We start from the raw sequence: 23098 nt of genomic DNA on the forward strand, positions 1-23098 counted from the left end.
GCTCAAGCATTATCATAAGAATATTTTGATTCCTCATTTAACGAGTTTATCAAGTTCTGAGGTGGTGAATATCGTAACTAACGAAGCACATCAGTTCGACCATCGAATGATTAAGTATGACAAGACCAGGTCTGCTTTTGCTTTAAACTTAATTAAAACGAATAATCAATCATTACCTTTATTGCACGGAGCGCGAGTTGTCGTATTAGGGGGGTTGGGGTCTATTGGTTATCAATTCTGTCAGACTTTAATTGGTGCTGGTATTTCTCAGTTTGATATTATTGGACGAAGTGATCTTGATCCGAAACGTCAACAAATGATTGAATCTTTAAAAGGACAAGTTCATTACATCCAACATGATTTTTCAGATCCTTATCCGACTAATTCTTCTTATGATGTCATAATTAATTGTCTTGGGATTATGCCTGGTAACAGAGCAAATGAAGTAGCACAACGAAAACGACTGCATTTTCATTTAAGCCAATTCATTCAATACCATCATCCCCAAAAGTTAATTAGTATTTCCTCCTTGTCTGCTTTAGCTGGATTTAGCAAGCAAGTAGATTATGCAATTTATAACGCTTCTTTACTTGCATTAAATGCTTACTGTAAAGAGCATGTTTATGTTTACTTACCCTTTGTAATGACGGAGTCAACTCAGTCATCGGATGAATTGAACTGGTTAACATGGAGTAAGGACAATCAAGGTTTAGAGCCTTTAAGGGCAGATGACTTAAACCTTATTTGCCGGCAGTTATTAACGTTACCAGCCGGTGAGTACATACCGTTTCAGGGGAACCCCAGGCAATTTCATCGCTATTTAACTCAAGAATGTTTTAATGTTCCTCTGCAGAAATTACAGCAAGGGGGTTCAAGGAATAAAGATCATTCTTTACATGAACTCATCGAATCAATCTTGGGGATTTCAGCTCAGCACATTAAATCGGAACAGACTTTCTATCAATTGGGATTTAATTCATTGACACTCACTGAATTAACGGAGGCAATAAGCAAGCACTATGATATGCAAATAAATCCCAATCAATTTTTTGAATTCCAGACGATAGGAAAATTACAGGAATATGTGCAACAAAATAAAAAAAGTGTTCCTGATTCTTTCGTGTTAACCCGATTGGATTCAACGTTATCAAATGTTGTTATTTGTGGTTATTATTGTTCTTTTGCTCAATGTCCTACCCCTGAAGACTACTGGTACGCTTTATTAGCGGGGAAAGATTGTACCCAGATGCCTCTGCAGACGCGTTTTGATAATAAGAAGAATGACTCGATTAAGATGGGCTTTATTAACTATTTTGCAGATTTTGATTTTGCTTTCTTTGATCTGAATTTGGAACAAGCAAAATATATGGATCCCCAGCAACGAAAGTTATTAGAGCTTTCCTGGCATATATTCGAGCAAGCAGGTGTTTCACCGCTCTCTTTGAAAGGTAAAAGCATTGGTGTGTTTGTTGCCATTCAATTTGATGACTATGCGCGCTTATTGGATCGCAGTCAGTTAAGTAGTCTTTACCAAATTACAGGTTGTGCCAAGACTTTTGCTGCAAATCGAATTTCACAGTTTTTTGATTTCCATGGACCAAGTGAAACCATCGATACAGCATGTTCGAGCAGTTTCTCTGCTTTAAATCGTGCAGTACAGGCAATTAAGCAAGGTGAATGCGAGTCCGCTCTTGTTCTTGGTGTTAGTTTGCTTTGCGATTTAAAAACACTTGAATTAACTGCTCAGTTAAATGTTCTTTCTCCAACGAATGAATGTCGCCCTTTTGATGCTCAAGCCAATGGTTATGTGAAAGGAGAAGGCTTGGCTGGTGTTTGGTTAGTGGGGGAGGATGTGGCGGTAACGCAAAAGTTACGTATCGAAGCCAATATAAAAGCAATTCAAGTCAATCACGGGGGGCACTCACAATCATTGACCGCACCTAATCCTTTATCGCAAAAACAATTGCTATCCCAGGTATATCAGAATGGAATATCGATTGATGAAATCGATTATTTTGAAGCACATGCTACAGCAACTCCTTTAGGTGATCCTATTGAATTTTCATTCTTAAGTGAGTTGTTCTCATCACGAGTAAAACCACTTTATATTGGTTCGGTAAAGAGCAATATTGGCCATACAGAACCTGTTGCAGGACTTGCCGGTGTGATTAAAGGATTGTTGATGCTCAAACATCAAATGATTCCACCGCAGGTAAATTTTCAGAAAGTTAATCCTTACATTCGACTTGCAGAGAGTCCATTCCATATTGCCAGTCAAGCCGAACCCGCTGTGTTATCCACGATCGCAATTAATAGTTTTGGTTTTGGTGGCAGTAATGGTCATTGTGTTTTAGCACGCAATAAACCTTTGCCACAACAACTACCTAATTTATCTTATATTCCAATCAAATTATCTGCAAAGACGGAAGCTGCTCTAGAAAAAAAGACGGAGCAGCTTCTGGATTATTTAAGTGCTTTTAACAATAACATAAGCCTGACTCAATTAAGCTTTACCCTCAATGTAGGACGAGCTGATTTTGCTTGTCGCAAGTTGTTTATTGTGGAAAACCTTGATGATTTGATAGAGCAATTAAAATATGGTTCTGATTCAATAGCCCCTCAAGATAATCATACTTTAAGTGAAGAAACTCTTCTTGAATTACAGCAGTTACCCAATCAATTAAAAGATTATTTGAATAAGCTTGCCTATGCCTATCAAGGGGGACAACTGATTAATTGGCAACGCATTTATAAAGGAATTAATGCCATTCCTCTTGCCTTGCCTGTTTATCCTTTTGCCACTCATTATTGTTGGTTTGAAGAGCAAGAGCAGCTAAAACCAATCAATAAAGACCTAAGGTCTATAGAATGTTATGAACCCATTTGGAGGAAGAAAAAGGTTGCGTTCCTTGATCTTGATAGCTATCCGTATGTCGCTATTTTTTTGACAAGGGCGCAAGAGCCATCAGTAAAAAAAGCAGTACAACAAACAGATTATAAAGGATTTATTTATTTTGTATTTGTCGATGACACCGATTCAGTAGAGCAGGGGATGCACTGGTTGAAAGAACACCCTTGCGAATTGATTTATTACTTTGCAGGGATGTGTGACGAAGAGATCAATCCTGATTCCTTGCTTTCTTCTCAACGCTATGGGATGGCTGGCTTTTTACATTGTATTAAAAAATTGGACGAACTGGCGTATGGCGAAAAACCCTTAAAACTCTATGTATTCAGTAATAATGCCTATGGACTAAAGCAATCGACGATTAATCCCTATGCAGCAAGCATTCATGGTTTAGCTCAATCCTTAAAAAAGGAATACCCATCCTGGTTTATTGAATGCATTGACCTTGCAGGCAATACCATTATCCCTCAAGCGTTTACTGTGTCCTATCAAGGCAAGGCTTATCCATTAGTTTTAGCAGATGATGGCGTATGGCATCGACAGCTTAAAGCACTGACTCTCTCTTTAAATCATTCGATACCGAGTCATGAAGTGATTGTGCTTATTGGTGGAGAGGGCCAAGTAGGAAGATACTTGGTTCCTCAGTTCATTGAGCGTCAACCGCGAGCGCTATTTATAGCCAGTCGTAACACGGAGCCAAGAACAGAAGGAGTACAACACTGGCGAAGGGTTGATTGTACTGTTGCCGATGAAGTGGAGTCTTTAATTGACGAAGTGATTCAAAACTATGGAGCAATAGATTGTCTTTATCATTTGGGTGCTTCTTATGCAGAATCCCCGATCACTTTATTAAGCTATGAAGACTATTTAATGCAGATGGGGGCTAAGGTATTAGGAACTTATCATTTGATCAATGCGTGTCGTCGCCATGAAGTGAAGCACATTGTAATGACATCCTCAGTGCAAGTTTATACACAAAATAAAAACAGGGGTGCTTATTCAGCAACATGCTTTTATGCTGATGCATTAATTAATGCATTGCATTCCGAGAAAATAAAACTGGTTCATTGGGGATTTTGGCAGCAAGAAGATGAAGCTGCAAATCAACTGATGCGTGTTTCTGGTATTTCACCAATCACAGCAGAACAAGGTGATTACTCACTGCAATTAGCAAGGTGCTCGGACCAATCCAACCTGAGTTTTTTCAATGTTTCGGAATCAGTTAAAGCGATGCTGCCGATTTGTTCGGATGCCTTGGCTCAGGAGACTGAAGAATTACTCCTGTTTAATCAGGGATTACATGAGTTAGAACATTTTTGTTTTCATTTAATGAAGCATCATTTACTGACCCATGGTGTTGTTTGGAGTCAAAATTATTTGGGGCAAGGAGTATGCAAGGATTATGAAAAATACTATTTTGCATTGATGAACTGCTTAAAAGATTTTGAGCAGAAACATGTTCCTGAAAATAAACATCAAGTTAAATCTGATGCTGAATTGCTGCAAGACCATGTGCAACTAATTAAAAAATACCCGCAAATTAAACCTTTTGTTCAGTTGCTCACAGTGTGTGCTGCACAGTTTACTGAAGTGGTCACAGGACAAAAAACCATACATCAAGTCATGTTTCCTTTTGGACGAGATGATTTGGTCCGTGCTATTTATCAAAAAAATCTTTTGGCAAGCCATTACAATCAAGCCATTGCTTCCATAGTTAAAGAAATCGTTGCTACTCGTCATCAACGAGTTGATGTTCTTGAATTGGGAGGGGGGACTGGCGCTACTACGGAAGCAGTATTAACTCAATGCGCCAATCAGATTCATTACACCTTTAGTGACATCAACCCTCAATTCGTTGCTCAGGCTAAAGACAATTTCTCTGAGTATGCTGGCGTAGAAACCTGTACTTTAGATATCAATAAACCTGAGATGAGCCAACAATTTGATCTCATTATTGCAAGTAATGTATTGCATACTGCAGATGATATTCGTCAATGTCTGATGAATCTTATTCCATTGCTTCGTGATGAGGGAGTGGTTATTATCAATGAAGCAACTGAAAACAGTTTATTCCTTGCGTTTACCTTTGGCTTATTTAAACAATGGCATTCCCCAAAAGATGAATACCGTATTTCTGCGAGTGCTTTGCTCCATGCGCACACCTGGCAAAAGCTACTCCTCGAAATGGGGTTTGCAGTGGATGCCTATGCGATGCCCAAAGAAATCAATCAGTCGATCTTCATTGCCAAATTAAAAACACGACTTAGTTCCGAGGAACAGATACAGGAAACGTTGATTCCTCAAAAGGAAACTCCGTTGATTTTACCTAAAATTGCAGGTACAGAGAATGAATTATTGACACTGTTAGCCAGACATGTAAATTGCTCTACTGCAAATTTAGATTTAAATAAATCATTAACAGATTATGGTTTTGATTCATTAGCGGCAATACATTTGGCAGAACAAATTAAATCGGAGTTAGGGATCAGCATTTCACCTACCGTATTACTTGAAAAGGTTTCTATATCACAACTTATAAATATTATTGAAAAGAAAAAGGAAGCGGTTTTATGTTAAGTAACGAAGAATACACTGAAGTGAGGAAGTCACTGAACTTTAAACGGCGATTGACCAAAAGTCTTGGTTTTCTGATTGCCGATGTGGTGTTGCTTTATGCTGCTGTTGTTTTTTTAGGGAGGAACAGCTTATTTTTTTATTGCTTAGGGGAAGTTTGCCTGGCGATTTTATTTCTCCATAATTTCATTTTACTCCATGAGTGCGGCCATAACACATTATCCAGTAAATCCTGGTTTAATGTGGTTCTTGGTCATTACAACAGCATTTTTTGTTGCATGCCTTTCTATCCATGGAAAATCATTCATGAAGAGCATCACAAATGGACTGGGCATATTGATAAAGATCCTGTATTCGAATTATTGAAAAAAGCAAAAATAAGTAAGAAGCTACCCTGGATCTTTCATGTAGGGTGGAGAACGTTTATCCCTTTAAATGTGTTTTTTTTGCATCTCGTTTATTGGACTTATCCACTGAAGCTCTTAAAACAAAAAAAACTATCGCGAATCATGTTCCGACAATGTTTGTTCTCAGTACTCTTTTTGTTTTTTACTTATGTACTCTTGAAGTGGTGTTTCCCAAGCTTTTTAACGTTTAAAAATCTCTTTCCAGCGATTTTGTTGTATGGGGTACTTTGGGAAACGTTGTCAACACCACAGCATTTAGGTTTGGAACCCACGCAACATCGACCTACATTAAAAGAACATGCTCTAACGACGCGCAGTACCTGGTTTCCACGATGGTTGCAACATTATTTATTTTTAAATTTTGGTTATCATGTGGAACACCATTTCTTTCCCGCCTTGCCCTGGCATGAATTGGAAAAAGCACATTTGAAAATTAAACCCTTGTTACACAATGAGTATCAAATGGTAACGGGGGGAGTTTGGAACATTCAAATGCGTTGCCAGAATATGGAGAGGGCAATTGGGGTCCATGATGATTAAGGTCTCGGAAAAAAATTATCTCGAGCTTCGATCGCTTGAGGCTGCATTGCGTTTGGAGAAACAAATAGTTGTTGGCGATTTTACGTCAGAAGAGCGTACTTTGGAGCACTACATTTCTTATTTAGATTCATCGATTTCTTATGTCACTTTATGTGCAAAAAGGGATGCCAGTTTGGTTTTATGGGAAAGTAGTGCGCTGGTTGAACATTGTGCCAACCATTTTATTGTAAATGCTAATTTAAAATTGTCTTTTGACGATGTAGCACCATTTTTTGATGTGAAAAAATTAGAGCTATGGTGCGCACGAAATCGTATTACTATACATAGGACTCGAGATGAAGCGCACTTAACTTATTATTTTAACCTATTTGATACACATCGCATCACCGGTGAACTGATGGTATCTCCAGTTCTTTATTTTGCTGAAAATCCATGGGTTCGTCTTCAAGCAGATGAGGATCTGATTTCTCGGTTATTGAAGGTCAAGCCCATTGTTTTAGCAGTCAAAAAAAATCAGCTCATTTGTTTTGATAAGTATCATTATCAAATGGCGTATCACTCTGATTTTAATTTTATACGAGTTCATGATGTACATTGAAGTGATTAAAACGCAACGATTTAAATTTATAAATTATTGCCCCGTTGTTGTGGATACTGAAAATAATACCTGTATTTTTATTGATCCTTCATGGGAAAAAAAGAAATTTCAGGATTTTGTAACCCAAAATAATTTACGGGTCATTGCGATATTATTAACGCATCATCATTTAGATCATTCGCATTTGGCGAATTATTTTGCCAAATATTACCAGTGTCCTGTGTATATGAGCAGTACAGAGATTGCCTATTATGAATTCCAGTGCCATAACCTTAAGCCGATTTATCCTGTACAAAACACAATTACTATTGAGCGTTTTCCTAGCATTATTATCCATCAAACACCCGGCCACACTTTTGGGGGGCTTTGTTTTCAAATCGATAACGCGCTCTTTACGGGGGATACTTTATTTAATGAAGGTTGTGGTTTTTGTCATAGTAAAGGTGGGGATGCAGGCATCATGTTTGATTCCCTGAACTATCTTAAAAAAGTGATTCCCGATGAAGTGCTTGTATATCCAGGACATCGTTATCACCATGATTTGGGACAACCTTTTGTTGAAGTAAAAAAAATGAATATTTATCTAAACGTTGAAGATCGCGATGAGTTTATTGACTTTCGTTCTAGAAAAACTAAAGGCTTATTAAATTTTAGGTGAGTTATGAGTGTATTATTATTTCCCGGCCAAGGTTCACAATTTAAAGGAATGGGACAAGAGTTATTTAAATTATTTCCCGAAGTTGTTGCCGAAGCCAATCAGATACTTGGTTATGACCTGGAACAGGCTGTATTGAGTGATGTGATGAATCAAACTTTATATACTCAACCACTCATTTATTGTATTTCCATCATGGCATGGCTTGCTAGAAAAGCTGAATTAAAAGTGGATATGGTACTAGGACATAGTTTAGGTGAGTATGCCGCACTTTATGTGGCCGAAGTTTTTGATTTTGCTACTGGACTGAGAATCGTTCAGCGACGTGCAGAATTGATGAATGAAGCTCGAGAGGGAGCTATGGCGGCAATAGTTGGAATGAGTGCGGCTCAAATTGAGACGATTATCAAAGAAAACCAGTTGCCCCTGGTGATTGCTAATTATAATTCTCCCATGCAAACCGTGATTTCAGGAACAAAGGAATCGGTCGATGCCAGTTCCAAATTATTTGTCGAAGGACGTTTTATTCCCTTAAAGGTTAGTGGTGCATTCCATTCTCCTTTGATGCAAGCTGCTGCTGAAACTTTTTATTCCTATCTCAAACAATTTCAGTTTCACCCACCCCGATATCCCATCATACTCAATGCTACTGCACGAGCCCATGTTGATTGTTCTATCGATATGACTCAATTACTGAGCCAACAGTTAGTGAGGCCTGTATTTTGGCATCAAAGCATCGAATATTGCCTGACTTTAGGGTATTTGGATTTTATTGAGCTTGGGCCAGGCAAGGTACTTACTTCATTGTTGGATGGGATTCTGAACGATCCAGTAATAACAGGTGCCGTCAACTGATTCGAGGGGTTCAGTAATTTGATGTTGTTTACGGTACTCGTCCACTGCTCGCTGGCATTCAGTAAAGCCTCCATAATCATCAATAATGCAAATACCATTTTGCGATAACTTTGGGTATAAAGCGTTGAGTACGTCCAATGTTGATTGATAAAAATCAGCATCAATACGTAAAAGCGCAATATGTTCAATTTTATCTTTCATTACGGGTAAGGTATTTTTAAACCAACCAGGCATTAATTTTATTGACTCATCATAAAGATCATACCGTTTAAATGCCTCGAGGAGATCGTGATGCGAGGTAGATATTAAGGATTCTCTTTTTATATAGGTTAATGAATTGGCCAGAGCAAAGATCTTGTTTAAGGTTGTTTTGTCGTATTGTTCATTAGGGAAGGCTTCCATAATATGATTAGCTAAACGCTGTTGGGATTTCTTTGGAAGCAATTTTCTAATTTTTAATAAGCTCTTAAAGCGTATTAATTTAGAATAGGAAGTAACGAGTTGGCTTGACTCTGGGAATAGATCCGCACCCCAAACACTCCGTGAGGCTGTGTTGGGTTCTTGATAAACATTCAGACACGCTTTTAAATACAATAAAGCACCACCTCGCCAACATCCGGCTTCAACAATATCACCATTAACATGATTACTTGTAATGTATTTAATTGACTGTTCTATATTATCTAATCGTTTGGGACCAATGAGCGTCCTAACTTGTCCATTAGTCATAAATGATTTAAACGCTTTTGTTGTAGCAATATTAAATTGCCAGTGTTCTGGTTGAGACGTGTCTAAAGAACCCGTGAGTGATTTTTTAATTACGGTTAAGTATTTTTCCGCGATTTTATGGTGTAAGTTCATCATAATCCTTAAGGTAAGTTGGAAGAAAAATAAAATTGCCGATTAAGGATGAATCGATGCTTCATGTACTATTTCCCTAAGTGTTAATGACCAAGTGGTGAATCTAAAATGTCACGCATTATACCTATCAACTGGCAATTTTGTATCTGATGAGATGCATTTTGTTTTTTATTGATTTAAAAGACTTATTTTCCAATAAGCTGCTCATTACAGCTTTATAGCGCCCTTTATTGCTCTATGGGCTACACTGAATTATGCTCGCGAATGAAAATTAGTTGAATCGAATGAAATAAATTTATTTTTAAACGCCATATCAATAAAGGAATGTAAGCAATTTTTGAAATTAAAATATGTGGTTTGTTATCGATTGGATAAAGTTTGGTAATGAAAAGGTCGTGAGTTCGATTTGCATCAGCGGCAGTAGAAAATCAATGAGTTAAGTTTATCTTTAATTCTGTTGAGATATTTTGGGTACCAATTTTGGTACCCTATTTAAAATGTAATTCTTGGTTATCGCTGTATTCTATGAATCAGTTACTAACCACTCCTATGGAACCCCCGGTTAAAAACTGGTTTTAACCGGACAGTTTTATCGTTTCTTGTTGATGTTGTTGTTCCTCTTGTTTTTTCTTTCTCATTTGTTTAAATAGATTGGTCTTATCTACAAATACTGGTCCCTCTTCAGTTTTATTCTTTGATGAAACCATTGCGGGTTCTTGCTCCGGTGCTGCGAAAAATGTAATCCCTTTTTTGATCATTTCTTCACATACAGTTGGGAACAGATTAAGAAAGTTCTGGTTTTTTTCTCGTTCTGCTATCTGTCGGGCATTATTACCACCTTTATCGACTGCATTAGTTTCGACCTGACGTGCTTTGAGTAATTTCACAATTTCCAGTGCTGCCCGGTCGCTTCGTTTGGCCAGTAAATGTAATGCTGTTTCTCCCTCAGGATTTTTAGCATTAATATCGGCACCTTTTTCAATCAGAAACTTAGCCATCTTTAAGCTTGTCTCTTGCTCTTCTTGAGAATCGCTCGATTTTGCGTAGAGTATCGCTAAATGTAAAGGGGGATAACCGTCACTCATTTTATTAATATTTTCCGCTAACGCTTCTGCGTTACGTCTTTGATTCCAGCTATCAATATCGCCTCGTTTAATGTCTTGATGTAAGGGGGTGTCCTGTTCCCCGAAGTGCCATTGGTATTTCTCAGCATTTTTTAGGGATTTTAATCGATCTTCCATGAGCGCTATATCTGCCTTTACTATTCGAATTATTCCCATCATCTCTTCTTGTAGTTTAACTACTTCCTGAGATTCGAGAGGGTATTTAATCTTATACTCTGTTTCATCTTTAGTATCCTGCATGATTTTAACAATTTCAAGAGAGCGTTTTCCAGCGCCCATGCTGAGCTGCTCCAGGTCACCTATCTCTGCGTTTTTCTCTTTAAGCGCTAATATTAGAGACTTATGTTTTAGTAATAATTGCTGTACTACTGATTGCATTTGAGAGATTATTTTCAGTGACTTGAGTTGGATTGAATCCTGGCTACGTGCTTTTTCAGCTATGGCTTGATAAATTTTCGCTTCTTTATAGTCGCCAATTTTTTTACCTGCCAGACTCCCAAAAATCCCCATAAGAGAACCACTTTGTTCATGCAAAGACTCTGTTGCTAATGTGAGTGCGGATTTTTTGTTCCGGTCTTTAATATAGACATCTGCATATTTACAAACCACTTTTACTGCCTTTTCTTCCTTATTATTAACTAAAATGTGTAAGAGAGTATTTCCATGTATATCTTTGGCATTGGCTAAGCGCGATCGTTCCCGGGATGGGGCAGTTTTTATTTCTTCCATCAAATTATTCCTTACTTCTGCAACATTAAAATCCCTTAAACCAATATTTTTTATTTTGTTTTGCAAACTCACTTCGCGTTCTCTTGCCAACTGTTCCTCTGCTAATCGTTCCTCTTCTGCTAATCTTTCTTGAGCGGAAGGTTCGTCATTACCTTCTGCTGATTCCGCATTGGCATCTTCTAGCGAAGTTTGCTCTGCCAACGGTGCTGTACTCACTGCCTCCTGGGTTGGGGAGTTGATTAATCCCTCTTTTAAAAGCCTGGCATAGATTTCCTGATCGTCTGTAGGTGAAACTTCATCAAGAAACAATTTTCCTTTTTCTGTTGCTAAAGTTGGTTTGTCTATCTTTGCTCCAGAAAGAATCAATAAGCGAACTGCATGATGATGATCATTCTCTAATGCTAATTGCAGTGGTGTTTTACCTGTGGTATTTTCCTTATTGATAGGGTCACTCCCAACCAAAAAATTAATTGTATCACCCACGAATTTGTCTAAGGTGCTTTTTTCCTTTTGGGTTAATTCTTGAATTTGTTGAATATCTCCATTCTTTGCAGCCAGGTGAAAAATATTATTTCCAGCGCTATCCTCTTTGCTTAAATCAAATTGAGCTCCTTCTTTCTTTAAACTTTGCATAATGATTTCGAAATTGTCTCTTTTCTCTCTTTTATTAGGTTCTCTAGCCTCGCAGTATCTTTTATAGGCTAGGAATAACAGAGTATTAAATTGACCTTTAGCCGGGGTAAGAGCGTTTCTCTCTCTTAAATCATCTATTAATAAATTCACGACTGTTGCTTTTCCCTGAGAAACAGCTGAATATAAAGGGGTATGCCCGGAAGCGTTAGGAACATTCCACTCCTGCTTTTTAGTTTTTAGGTCACTGAGTAATAGGTTAAGAATCTCAAGATTTCCTTTTGAAACAGCTTCATGTAAAGGAGTATTCCCTCTGTTATTTTTAAAATTACTGTTCTTATCCCTGAGCTCATCCAACAACAAGCTAACCATTTCCGGTTTTTCCCCTAAAGCGGCAAAATGTAAGGGGGTATTACCGTCTTTATTTTTAGAGTGCCATTGCTCTTTTCTGCTTAGCAACCAGCGTGCAGCCTCAATTTTCCCGTTACGGGCGGCCAAATGTAAAGCATTATCTCCGTTAGAGTTTGGAGCATCAAGACGAATACAGTGTTCCATAATGAGATTAATTGGATCTATATTACCTTGTTCAGCACTTGATTGGAGGTGTAGGAGAAAATGCTTGTTTCGCATGTGAGTCAGATCAATACCTTTTGTTTCCTTTCCATGCGCTTCAATGAGCAGATCTGTAAATGTTTTTTCTTTGTCACTTTCTAAACCCTTCATTTTTTCCTGAAGTCCAGCTATGACGTTGTTTAATTTGAGCACCTCGTCTTCTATTATTTTTGCATCACTTGTAAGTTGTTGCTTTTTGTTTTCAAGCTCTAATATTTGTCCAGAAACTTGAGCATAATCAGATTTTTCTATAGAAAAAAGATTGGGAATAAACTGGCGAATTGATTCCTTTTGACGAAAATTTTCCAATCCTTTATATTCATCCTGCAGCGATTTAAAATCTGTAACTTGAGCGTTACTCGAAGCAATTTTGTCTGTTTCATTTTTTATTTTTTTCAAACTAGACCCTAGATTGCCTAATGTAGTATTTGTCGCTAAGAGCGTTTCTCTTTCCTGTTGCAATGGTTTTAACCAAGAACCCAATATCCAGCGGATAATGGGGTAGCTCATCCAAGAGATAGTTTTACCCAGGCTATTTATCCGCTCCTGATTACCTAGGAAAGCTGACTGGATAGCGTTCGTTTTAGTGTCTATTTCAGAGCTCTGATTTTGAAGAGATAATTTTAAACTCTCCCAATTTTGACTCTGTTTCGTTAATAAACTTTTTATTGCTTGATCCTCAGTTTCCACCTCTTTTAGTTTTATTTGGTGTGCACTTTCCCTAGCTGCGCGATTCTTAATGAGCTCAAGCTTAGTCTCTCTATTTTTCTTGATGCTTAAATTGACTTGTTGACTCAAACCCTCCAAATGGTGTTTTAAACTCGCTAAAGTATTGTGTATCTGGAACTCCTTGGAGAGCTTATCCAGTTCAACCAAAAGGTTTGCTATTTTTTTCCTTTTTTCTTCTGGGTCCTGTAATGGGGCAAAAGAACGTAATTCTTCTACAAATTGATCCATAGCTTCTTTAAAAGCTCTAGGGTCCATCTCATCAAATATTTTTTTAGCTTTGGCTAAATCTTCCGAGTTATCGAGCAAATTATTTATTTCTAAAAACTTAATTCTTTCATAGTGTTGTGCTTTTAAAATTTCTAATTCGGCTAAGGCGTTTTCCTGACCGAAGTAAAATTTTCGATATTTATCTTGAATATCTAGATAATCTTTATCTAATTGCTGATTTTCTTTCACTGCTTGCAAGCACAGGGCAGCAATTTGTTTGGAAAATTCTAGAATGTCGCGATTGATCTCTTGATATCCGGATTGGCTTAACTTCAATGCCATTAGACTCTTGTCTACCAAGGTGTCAACTGTTCTTTCTAAATCGCTTGAGTTCTCTTCAAAGCATATCTTTTCTGCTTCATCAAAATACCGGAAGTGTACTCGCGCTTTTTGTTGTTCCTCTTCTAAACGTTGTTCAATTTCTTTTAATCGCGCTTCAAGTTGCTGTACGTCTTTACCGTACTTTTTAAGAATTTCTAAATTAATTCCGATATCCGCCGGTATTTTTATTTTTGCTATTTCTTTTTGAATTGCGCTTAGATTGGTATCATTCTGCTTAAGTTGTTCCAGTGATTCCCTATTTTTTTCCTTTGCTTGCGAACTGAGGGCTGCGACTTGTTTGGAAAAGTCTAGAATTTCGCGATTGATTACTTGAGATCTTTTCTGACTGGAGCTCACTACCTCGGAGCTCACTTCAACCAAGATTTCGCCTAATTTTTTAGAATTTCTTGATTTCTCTCCAGAGTATCTGCTTATTGCTTCATCAACATACTGGAAGGGTACTTGTTTTTTTTGTTGCTCCTCTGCTAGAACTTGTTCAATTTTTTTTAATTGCTCTTCAAGCTTCTCTACGTTTTTGCCGTATCTTTTAAGAATCCCTAAATTAATTTCGATATCAGCCGGTATTTTTATCTTTCTTATTGCCTCCTCAATTACGCTGATCATATTATCATTTGCTGTAACAGCATCCCGGTGTTCATCTCCAATTTTCATTAAGATATCTACGCGATTCTCTAATCTGTTCAAGGTGGACTGATGTTCGGGTGCATCTGTTTTTCTTAAGTTCTTGATTAAAAAAAGATAATTTTTTTGAAGAGAAAGATTCTTTGCTAAACTATAAGGAGAGACTTTTATTAATTTTTCAATCATTAAATCAATGTAGTCACCCTTTAAAGATTTATTTTTTGCCAACAAGGCCCGAGTAATGAGAACACACGTACTCAATTTCATTTCATTCAACAGCTTTGATTTCAATTCCACCTTGTTTTTTACTTGTTTGACTAAATTTTCCCTCATATTTTTCAGTTGATTATGGTAATTTCCAGGACCAACACTTTCTTGAAAACCGCCCAATTTCTCATATAACTCTTTGCAATCTTTCGTAGAGGGGTTGGCGATGAACAAATAGCTACTCAATAGCTCATCCATGAGATTTGAAATTGTATTTTCTTTATCCTTTCCAATTATTCCATTAAGATAAGAAAGGAGGATTTGAAGTTCTTCTTTTGGTTTTTCAAATTTGCAAGAGTCCTCAATCACCGCTTTAAACACTTTTCGATCGTTATCTTCAAAGACAGAATTTTTTAAGACGCTTTTAAGTCGTTCTTGCACTAATTTACTAAACATAAATATCCTCTCTTAATTGATCCGCAAGGACAATAATTGAACTCATAATCACACAATTATACAATTAGTTTATTAAGTTAACATTAATGGGAAATTTTTCTGATTGGAGGAGAGTGCCGAAGTTACTTACAACTTAACGCAAGGTAATCATGCGTAGGTTTATAGTGAATACTGTTTTATTATAAATTACTTACATTAAGGACTTATTAATTAGCTGAAATCGAACCAGCGATTGAGGCGAAGCGCTTAAGGACAAATTAGATGATGCGTAAAACGACGATAAAATAGGGGGATGACGGTCGTTAAATTCGCCTAATAATCGGTTTCGCTTTACTGTTCACATAGACGTTCATACTGTTTGAATTGGTTGAGATATAAAAAGTATCTTGAGTTATTTATAAGCAGACCTCATTAAATATTTCTAAAAACGGTCAAAGCCTACTCTCGCTTTATTTTTAATGAGGTCTGTTTATTACATCAACACCAGAAACCTAAAAGTCAAACAATCTATTAATGGATATATTAATGGATTGCAACAGTGTCGTTTTAAAAGTATCTTTTGTTGCCAGTATTCCGGTTGTCAATAGGGTATCACCATTCATTGTAGATGTATTAGCAAATGATTGTTCATGTCGACTTACGCGACCTTCTAAAGCTGAAAAAGTATAGGATGCATCTATAAACCATGAAGGAGTAATAAAATAGTTCATTCCAATTTGAGCACCGCCACCCCATGCCCACATGGTGGGGGAACCATAGTTTACCAAACCGGTTACATTGAGCGTTTCACCATTGACAATGGCATAACCTATGGAGTTGTAGTTTTGTGATTGCAAACTGATTAATGAAGGACCTGCACCTAAGTATATGCTTTTATTGTCAAACTTTTTACCAATTAAAGCGAATAAATTCATATCGTGGTTAATGGTTGTTTCAACAGAATCAGCAATTGCATAGCCAAACATCGGGCTCTTGGCACCCGATGCGCTGGTGAGCACCCCAGTTTGAGGAAGGTAAAGATCACGATTCGTTACCACTGCTCCAAGATATTGATAAGTAAATTTAATCCCATAATAAATGCTATCATTATAGTTTCTTAAATATCCAGTTTGAACCTCTGGTGATAAGTTTTGGCTCCAGTTTATAAATGGGGCGGCATTACCTTGGGCAATTCCGGTAGAATTGTACACGCCGTCAATATACAAGCTTGAAATCCCTAAACCCCATGAGTTCTGATGAATCCTTAGGGAGTTGTAATTTCCACCTACCCCAATAAAAAAACCTTGAGAATTAGGCGCTGATCCCATAGTCCCTGCGAAAGCAGAGGTAGCAAAAATGGAGAGCGATAAAATGGTCTTAAATGATTTGCAACCCATTGATAGTCCTTTATAAAAATTGAAAAAGTTAGTGTATTCACTAATTGACTTGATTTCAATCTTAGAATTTTTAAAAAATGAAAGTGTTTCACTCCGTGGATGCAACATGAACTGGCAGTGAATTGCCTGATATGTAGACCTTGGTATGTTCAGTTAAATTGAGATCGATAAAGCGAAGCCCAATACGCTGTTGATAATATCGAGTCAGCCATATTATCGATTAATATGGCTGAATTAAAACTCGATCAATGTGAATTTCCATATGAAATTGGTTGTGGCGTGGGACTGTTCTCCTCAATTTGCGCCAGAATACCATGAAGCACTTCATCTTGTTCTATGATTGAAACATAATCAGGGTATTTATTCCTCAACCCGTCAACATCACTGTTATTATTTAGAACATCGATTAATAGTTTTGCTGCTAAAATTTGCTTATTGTAGCATCTCAGGTTTGATTTCATTTCCTCTTGTTCATTACTGTAAAAGTGCTGCACAAAAAAACTGAATTTCGTAAGAATGCTGCTAGGTTCTGCTGAGAGGGCATCAAGTGCTTGCACCATGGCCTCTGCCTTTTGACTTTTTTCCTGAATGTATTGTTTTAATTCCTGCATCAGGAAAAACCGGCTCGTAAAATAGATGCATTGAGGGTGATCGTCCCAGATTCCAATTCCTTGATTGTAATAATCATGTTGAAAACCCATTAATTCAGCCCAGCTGTCCCGTTCTGCTTGGGATGCAAAAGCAATAGCCAGTTCATGTCCCTCATTGGCTAAATAAACACCCTGATCACCGAGGCCATTGGAGCTTTTGATGATAATTTGATGATTGTTCGGATCAAGATTCACCATGTGGTGGAAAGACTGCAGGCTCGATTGATAAAATTTATCAATCAGTGTTGGATCATTGGGACAAGTAATACTGATGCTTGGAGGATTGTTCCAGCTTCCTTTGCAAATCAGTTGGGGGGCAATACTGGCAGTATAGGTATTCTTAACGGATTCATTGACTTTGTTGATGTAAGCGCTGACCTCTTCTGGTTTTTTATCAACAGAGTCTGCAAAAATTCTATTGATTAGATCCGCAGGTAATTTAGATAAGTTAGATTCTGACTGCAAGGAACCTTGTATTAACATCATTGCCAGATTGGTCGGATCAGAGTTCCAGTTTAATTCCAAGGGGAAATGATAATCCAGTCCGAAATCCTTGGGAATATGCCCTGCAGATGCCATTAACTTGAATATCTCCAGGGTTAGTGTCATAGCCGATTCTCCATATTTTCCGCCACATAGATCAATCCATTGAGGTTCACGATTGGGTAACCTCCTTGCATACCGATCTAAACTGTCATAGAGGTATCGTTCATAAGATTCCTCAAATACATTAGGTAATATATGGGCTTGATCTTCTCCAGGGAAGCGATAAAACCAAGTGTCATTTTCTTTGAAAAGACCAATTTCATGTCGTTCCAAATGTTTACTTGTTTTGTTAAGACAAACGATTAAATGGCGCTCTAATCCCAATACATCGAGTACCATCCGGTTTATCTGGTTGGATTGAATTTGGCTGCCTTGGGGTAATTCAAATGCGTTTTCATAAACTGTACGCTCCTTTTTCTTCGCACTGTTCACAATAGGTGATGGAAGCTGGACCTCTACTATGTAAGTCGCAAGATACTCAGAATAGGATACAGAAGTATTTTCCTTACCACAGGCACTCGTACGTTCCATTTGTTTAGTAAATAAAACCGGGCTGATTTTGGACTGTTCATTAATCGCCTCCTCAATGGAAAGATATGGATTTTTACTAAACTCCTCAATGGAAACATAAATATCATCAACAGCTGAAATTTTTTTGAACCCCATCTTGGACTGGTATACATCATTAGTTGCAACGCGAATGGTGAGCCAAGCACTACTCATTCCTTCTATCGTAGGGGATGGTTTTATTGATTCATGTTTCATTATTGCCATGGTCAATACTCCTTAAAAAAATTAAAAATTACTGCTTCACGAGCAGCTGAATTAGTTTTAGTAGGAGATAAAGTAAGACTTGATGGATTAAAACGAGTCGTTTTATCACTGAATTAAAATCTTAAGGAGTAAACAAACCGGAATTTATTTATTCCTGACCTTTATCTCAGCGACAAACCCGTTTATTCATTAAAACTAGAATAATCAGTTCTCCAGCAATCCTTAGGGGAGAAGATAAGTCGTTGTATTCCAAGTTCGATTCAGGTTGAATCCTGAAGCCACTCGAAATTAGCTAAATTGTACCAAATTAAATCATTCTGATCAATGTTGGACTAAAAAAGGACTATAAAGCAATTCTTTATTTGTGTTTAAATAATCGTACAACATGAATGTAAAGTGGTGTTCGCATCATCTATATCACCTATATCATCACCCTCAACCAATATATTTAATTCATTCTGTAAATCGCTTGGCAGATTCTCTGTGGGCAATCTATTGGCTTTCACGGCAAATAAAGATTGACTCAATAAAGAAGAAGAATAACTTGTGTTAAAACTCAAAAATTGGTTTTGGTTCCATTTATGAAATGTATTCCCAGTAGGTAAAGCTGGAGGAATAAAATCTTGATTAAGCTGCATGCAATATTCGAAAAATAAATTTAAAGTGTGGGGGAGACAGGGGGTAATGTACAAGCATCCCTTAGCAGCCCGCTCAATGACGGGGATTGCTAATCTCAAAGCGTCCTCATCGGATAATCCATTGATATTTTTTAAAGCCTTGTTGTAACCCATAAACCAATAAGTGCTCTCACGAACGTAATTATTATAAAGATTCTCCTCTATGTTTTCCGGAGCAATAGAACCATATTTGGAAATTTGCAGAACTATTGCCATATTCAGGGTGCCTATCATGATGTGCTCTAAGCTGAGGCCTGTATATTTTCCAGGTTCTCTCAATATACAAATGGCTACACCTAATACTTGATGATTCACTTGTGCACTATAGTTACTTGTTTTCATATCACGTTGAATTGCTTCAATGAATTTGGGGTAATAGGTGTTTTCTAATTCATATAAGGTAATTAATGGCATTTTTTAGGTTTATTGAATAAAAATGGGGAACAATCATATTGTTTTAAAAAAAGACGGTCAATTAATTGTTCTTTTTGATTGTTTAGTAATTGACGCGATTGTCACGCTGAAAGTACCAATTAGCGAACTTAGGTGGACAGATGGTTTATTGTGCTGCTTGAATTCCCAGTTCAGCAAGTCAGGTCAATAAAAAACTAGAAAGATGATTTAGATAAAGACAGCCTAAAGTTTAATCCCTGAGCGCATCAATTAATGTTTTTGATGAAAGTTGTCCTTCATGCCTGAGATTTCCGGGAGTAACCCGATTTATGTATTAAAAATATTCTGATCGATCAGTATGTGTTTAATTGGCTATAATTAAATACATAATCTTCATTGGAATTATCATTATGAGGCGATTAAGTTTTCTTACCGGGAATTACAGTTCGAGTGCTCATCAGTATAAACAGGGCTTTTCCTCAACAGTATTAAATTTTATTAAAACTAAAAACAGTTCTGTTTTAGATGATTTCAGAAAAATCTATAAAATAAATTCTGAAACAAGTACATTCCAGAATTTCGTTCTACATTTGGAAAAAAATAATAAAGGCCGTTCGTCTCTTTATAGGGGTATGAGTATTTCTGAGGTAACTGATATTTTAAGGAAAGAAAAGTTTGTATGTCCTCACTCAAGCAAAAAAGACTCTCATTATAACATCCCCGAGCACGTCATTCGTAATAACTCTGCTATATTTGGTTCATTTTCACCTTCATTAGTAACTGGGGGGAAATATGCGAGCAGCACTACCATAGTTCCTAGCACCGGGGCGATAACTGAAACCAATTTTCCTCCTTTCTTTATTAATCCTAAAGAACTGGTCGCAACTCATGAAGAACTTTACGAACGATATAGCAAACGTTATGAAAGTGAAGAACGGGAGCAAGCAGGAGAATTTCAAGGCTTGACTAATGTTTTGGATACGGCAGCAACAAATTCCGAAATTACGATGATTCGAAATTTTGGTAAAACCTATGTTGGTTTACAAATGCAAGATGTGAGAGCGATTCATATATTAACTGTTCCTGGCAAAGTATTGTCTAAATGGACCTCTATAAAGAATCCTTTACATGAAGTAAGTATTGAAAATCCTGGATACAAACAGAGAGTATGTTCGATTAAAGTCGGTTTTGCTGAGCATGATACTTATCTTAAGGAAGAATATGAACAAGTGAACAAAAGAAATCAACTCATGGGGCTTACTCCCGAAGGATCTAGAATCATTACGCTGCATGAGGCAAAATACATAGCCAAATCGGGTTTGTTGGAAATGCTAAACAGCATGTATGAAATTGATGGCGAAACACACGTATTTTCTCATGTTCCAAGTGACATTCGAATTAATGATGTAGAGTCTCTTTGTAAACATATAACCGAAACAATTGAATCCTTACCTAATGTGAAGAAAAAAGGTCCTAAAATAGAAGAAATTACGGATGAAGAACCGAAAGAAGGACCTACTCTGAAGTAATTTAAGAATAAGCCTGAATAAATCTTAGTCTATGCAGCGGAAATCATCTTTTAGGCTAAGATTTAAACCAATTTTTAAACGCGGACCCCCAAAGCGAGTCATCAGTGCCTCAAGCCTATCTTGGTTTAAATGGCGCAATATCAGGTTTTTCATAGTCTTAAGTCACAGCAAGCCTTTAGGGTTCAGGCCGTCCTAAATGGTTCACCACTGTAGTCTGAATTGTGCCCAGCAATAAAATATTCCCATTATTAGGGTCAAAGGTTGGTGCTGTATTCTGACTAATTGTAATCTGGGTTGAATAATACCTACTATCCACCATAACGGGATAGAGTGGTGTTTCATATATAGTCCCTAAGCCATTCGAATTGGCAATTGGGGTAAGAGTAATGCTCGTTATCGGCGCTTGGCAAGTTTGGCCTATGCCAGCCCGGATGGAGGTTGCTGCCTGATAGGCAAGTGTGGTCGTATAACAGGGTAATGCGCCACCATTTAAAAACGCGACATTCACCGCTGTTTCAGTAGCGCCACCAGAACCACCAACATTATTGGCCAGTAAATTTGCAATATCAATTTGTTGGATTGGGGCATTTGCCGCCTGCAAATTTGTCGAAAAAATCTGTGTTAGCAAACTTAAAGCGGGTATCAATACTTTTTTCATAACCCGTCTCCAATAGTGCTTGGTGATGGGACTTTTTGGGGAATACCAAAGCAATTATTAAGATTAAATGAATTTGTTTGATCCAAATTAGTAAAATTAATGGTACTACTAGAGGGGCTATTAAATGTTCCATTAATAACTACCAAATTCTGCCCTACTTGTAATTGATCCTGCATGACATAATTACCATTCAGGCTGTATGAGGTAATCATGCTTGTTGAGTCAGCTAAAGTACTACCCAATAAAATATATTGAAAAGGATTTTGGGTATCGATATAACAAACTACATTATAGTTTACTCCGGGTATCAGCCCGCTGAGGGAGAGCGACAAGCTCGTTGCGGGAGCAACATTGCCTCCACCACTCAATGTAACAATAGAACTAATTGGCGCAGCGATTACTGTTGCAGTGAGCATAGTACCTAAAGTAATCAAAAAAAAACGTCTATCCATAGAACTCCCTCCTTAAAAGCAATTACCCAAACTCCGTAAGTAATAGGTACTAATTAACATAATTCCTTACATACTGGCAATGCATTTGTCTCGGTTATCATGTAGTTTTTACATGACCCTTAATCTATCAATCTTCGATAGGTTGCACTTAATTGAAACAGGACTGCAGGTGTTATGGATTAGAGCCCCATATATGCATAGCGTTTCGTCCCGGATGTGATTGACACCTGAGGGAAGCAGCAATTAAACTTGATTTTCGTTAAAAATAGAGCCTCAAGAAAGATTATGAGTATGAAAAACGGTGAGATTTCGGTAAAAAAAATTTCTGCTGCAACAGATGTTCAAATTTGCCTTGCTATCCGATATCAAGTATTTGTGGAAGGGCAGAAAATCCCCGTTAATGAAGAAGTCGATGGACTGGATTCTACTAGCGATCATTATCTTTTGTTTTTCAATCAGTTGCCTGTGGGTACTGCACGTGTCCGTTACATTGAGGATTTTGCTAAAATTGAGCGTGTGGCCATTTTGGAGACCCACCAAAAAAAAGGGTTGGGCCATCTGCTGATGAACTTTATAATAGAGGACCTGCGCCAAAATCATCAAGTTAAGAAGGCAAAGCTTGGCGCTCAAGTCTATGCCATTCCATTTTATGAAAAATTGGGCTTTGTGGTTTGTAGTAATGAATACCAAGATGCTGGCATTCCTCACAAAGACATGGAACTTAATTTTATATAAAAACGCTTATAAATGAGTAAAAAATTCTCTTTGTTTTAAGCTTTGTTGTTCCATATCGATGTTATCAAAAAAATGGCTCACATGCTCATTACGCAAGATTTGACGAGAAACCATATCAACCACACTATTTACTGCCTTTTGGTTTCCCAATGCTCGAATACACTGATTCATGGTATGCTGCTTAAAGACTTAT

General features: G+C 37.3%; 15 protein-coding genes (1 of these 15 only partly in view). 7 read left to right on the top strand and 8 right to left on the bottom strand.

What is annotated here, in order from left to right:
- The 5 genes in view from EL022_RS08505 to fabD are tightly spaced (at most 3 nt apart) and all read left to right on the top strand, a layout consistent with a single transcriptional unit that may run on beyond the window.
- Positions 1–5485: the 3' portion of an SDR family NAD(P)-dependent oxidoreductase gene (locus tag EL022_RS08505; protein WP_028382092.1), read on the top strand. 4040 nt of this gene lie to the left of the window's left edge; only the last 5485 of its 9525 coding nucleotides appear in the window; the start codon falls outside the window, past its left edge; its stop codon occupies positions 5483–5485.
- The gene (locus EL022_RS08510) at positions 5479–6429 is read left to right on the top strand and encodes a fatty acid desaturase family protein (RefSeq protein ID WP_028382091.1); all 951 of its coding nucleotides are present in this window, start codon (positions 5479–5481) and stop codon (positions 6427–6429) included. Before EL022_RS08505 ends, EL022_RS08510 begins: the two co-directional genes overlap by 7 nt.
- Positions 6419–7027: a hypothetical protein gene (locus EL022_RS08515; RefSeq protein WP_028382090.1), complete on the top strand. Its 609-nt coding sequence runs from the start codon at positions 6419–6421 to the stop codon at positions 7025–7027. The genes EL022_RS08510 and EL022_RS08515 overlap by 11 nt, the downstream gene beginning before the upstream one ends.
- Positions 7014–7685 carry an MBL fold metallo-hydrolase gene (locus EL022_RS08520; protein ID WP_241972143.1) on the top strand — a complete coding sequence of 224 codons (672 nt, stop codon included), beginning with the start codon at positions 7014–7016 and terminating at the stop codon, positions 7683–7685. The genes EL022_RS08515 and EL022_RS08520 overlap by 14 nt, the downstream gene beginning before the upstream one ends.
- A gap of 3 nt (positions 7686–7688) precedes the next feature.
- Positions 7689–8537: an ACP S-malonyltransferase gene (gene fabD / locus EL022_RS08525; protein WP_028382088.1), complete on the top strand. Its 849-nt coding sequence runs from the start codon at positions 7689–7691 to the stop codon at positions 8535–8537.
- On the opposite strand, the gene EL022_RS08530 is transcribed toward fabD, so the two are convergent.
- The 5 genes from EL022_RS08530 to EL022_RS08550 form a co-directional block, all read right to left on the bottom strand.
- Positions 8484–9401, bottom strand: coding sequence for a TylF/MycF family methyltransferase (locus tag EL022_RS08530; protein WP_237761256.1), 918 nt, complete (start codon positions 9399–9401; stop codon positions 8484–8486). The genes fabD and EL022_RS08530 overlap by 54 nt on opposite strands.
- Before the next feature lie 572 nt (positions 9402–9973).
- Positions 9974–15115 carry an ankyrin repeat domain-containing protein gene (locus EL022_RS08535; RefSeq protein ID WP_051544501.1) on the bottom strand — a complete coding sequence of 1714 codons (5142 nt, stop codon included), beginning with the start codon at positions 15113–15115 and terminating at the stop codon, positions 9974–9976.
- Between the two features lie 491 nt (positions 15116–15606).
- Complete coding sequence (locus EL022_RS08540; protein WP_028382086.1) at positions 15607–16491, bottom strand: outer membrane protein; 885 nt, start codon at positions 16489–16491, stop codon at positions 15607–15609.
- Positions 16492–16736: 245 nt separating this feature from the next.
- Positions 16737–18461 carry a hypothetical protein gene (locus EL022_RS08545; protein WP_028382085.1) on the bottom strand — a complete coding sequence of 575 codons (1725 nt, stop codon included), beginning with the start codon at positions 18459–18461 and terminating at the stop codon, positions 16737–16739.
- A gap of 368 nt (positions 18462–18829) precedes the next feature.
- Positions 18830–19552: a hypothetical protein gene (locus EL022_RS08550; RefSeq protein ID WP_028382084.1), complete on the bottom strand. Its 723-nt coding sequence runs from the start codon at positions 19550–19552 to the stop codon at positions 18830–18832.
- Positions 19553–19941: 389 nt separating this feature from the next.
- Here EL022_RS08550 and EL022_RS08555 point away from each other — a divergent pair, with 389 nt between their 5' ends.
- On the top strand, positions 19942–21060 hold the full coding sequence (locus tag EL022_RS08555) for a hypothetical protein (protein WP_051544500.1): 1119 nt from the start codon (positions 19942–19944) through the stop codon (positions 21058–21060).
- A gap of 175 nt (positions 21061–21235) precedes the next feature.
- Here EL022_RS08555 and EL022_RS08560 read toward each other — a convergent pair whose 3' ends face one another.
- The gene (locus tag EL022_RS08560; protein WP_028382083.1) at positions 21236–21718 is read right to left on the bottom strand and encodes a hypothetical protein; all 483 of its coding nucleotides are present in this window, start codon (positions 21716–21718) and stop codon (positions 21236–21238) included.
- Positions 21715–22170, bottom strand: a complete 456-nt coding sequence (locus EL022_RS08565) for a hypothetical protein (protein ID WP_028382082.1) — start codon at positions 22168–22170, stop codon at positions 21715–21717. The genes EL022_RS08560 and EL022_RS08565 overlap by 4 nt, the downstream gene beginning before the upstream one ends.
- A 291-nt stretch (positions 22171–22461) precedes the next feature.
- Here EL022_RS08565 and EL022_RS08570 point away from each other — a divergent pair, with 291 nt between their 5' ends.
- A complete protein-coding gene (locus EL022_RS08570) occupies positions 22462–22905 on the top strand; it encodes a GNAT family N-acetyltransferase (protein WP_035901183.1) in 444 nt (147 codons plus the stop codon).
- Between the two features lie 6 nt (positions 22906–22911).
- Here EL022_RS08570 and EL022_RS16065 read toward each other — a convergent pair whose 3' ends face one another.
- Positions 22912–23076, bottom strand: a complete 165-nt coding sequence (locus EL022_RS16065) for a globin family protein (protein ID WP_155832656.1) — start codon at positions 23074–23076, stop codon at positions 22912–22914.
- Positions 23077–23098: the final 22 nt, after the last annotated feature.

Origin of the sequence: Legionella cherrii, assembly GCF_900635815.1 — a bacterium.
Classification (GTDB): Bacteria; Pseudomonadota; Gammaproteobacteria; order Legionellales; family Legionellaceae; genus Legionella; species Legionella cherrii.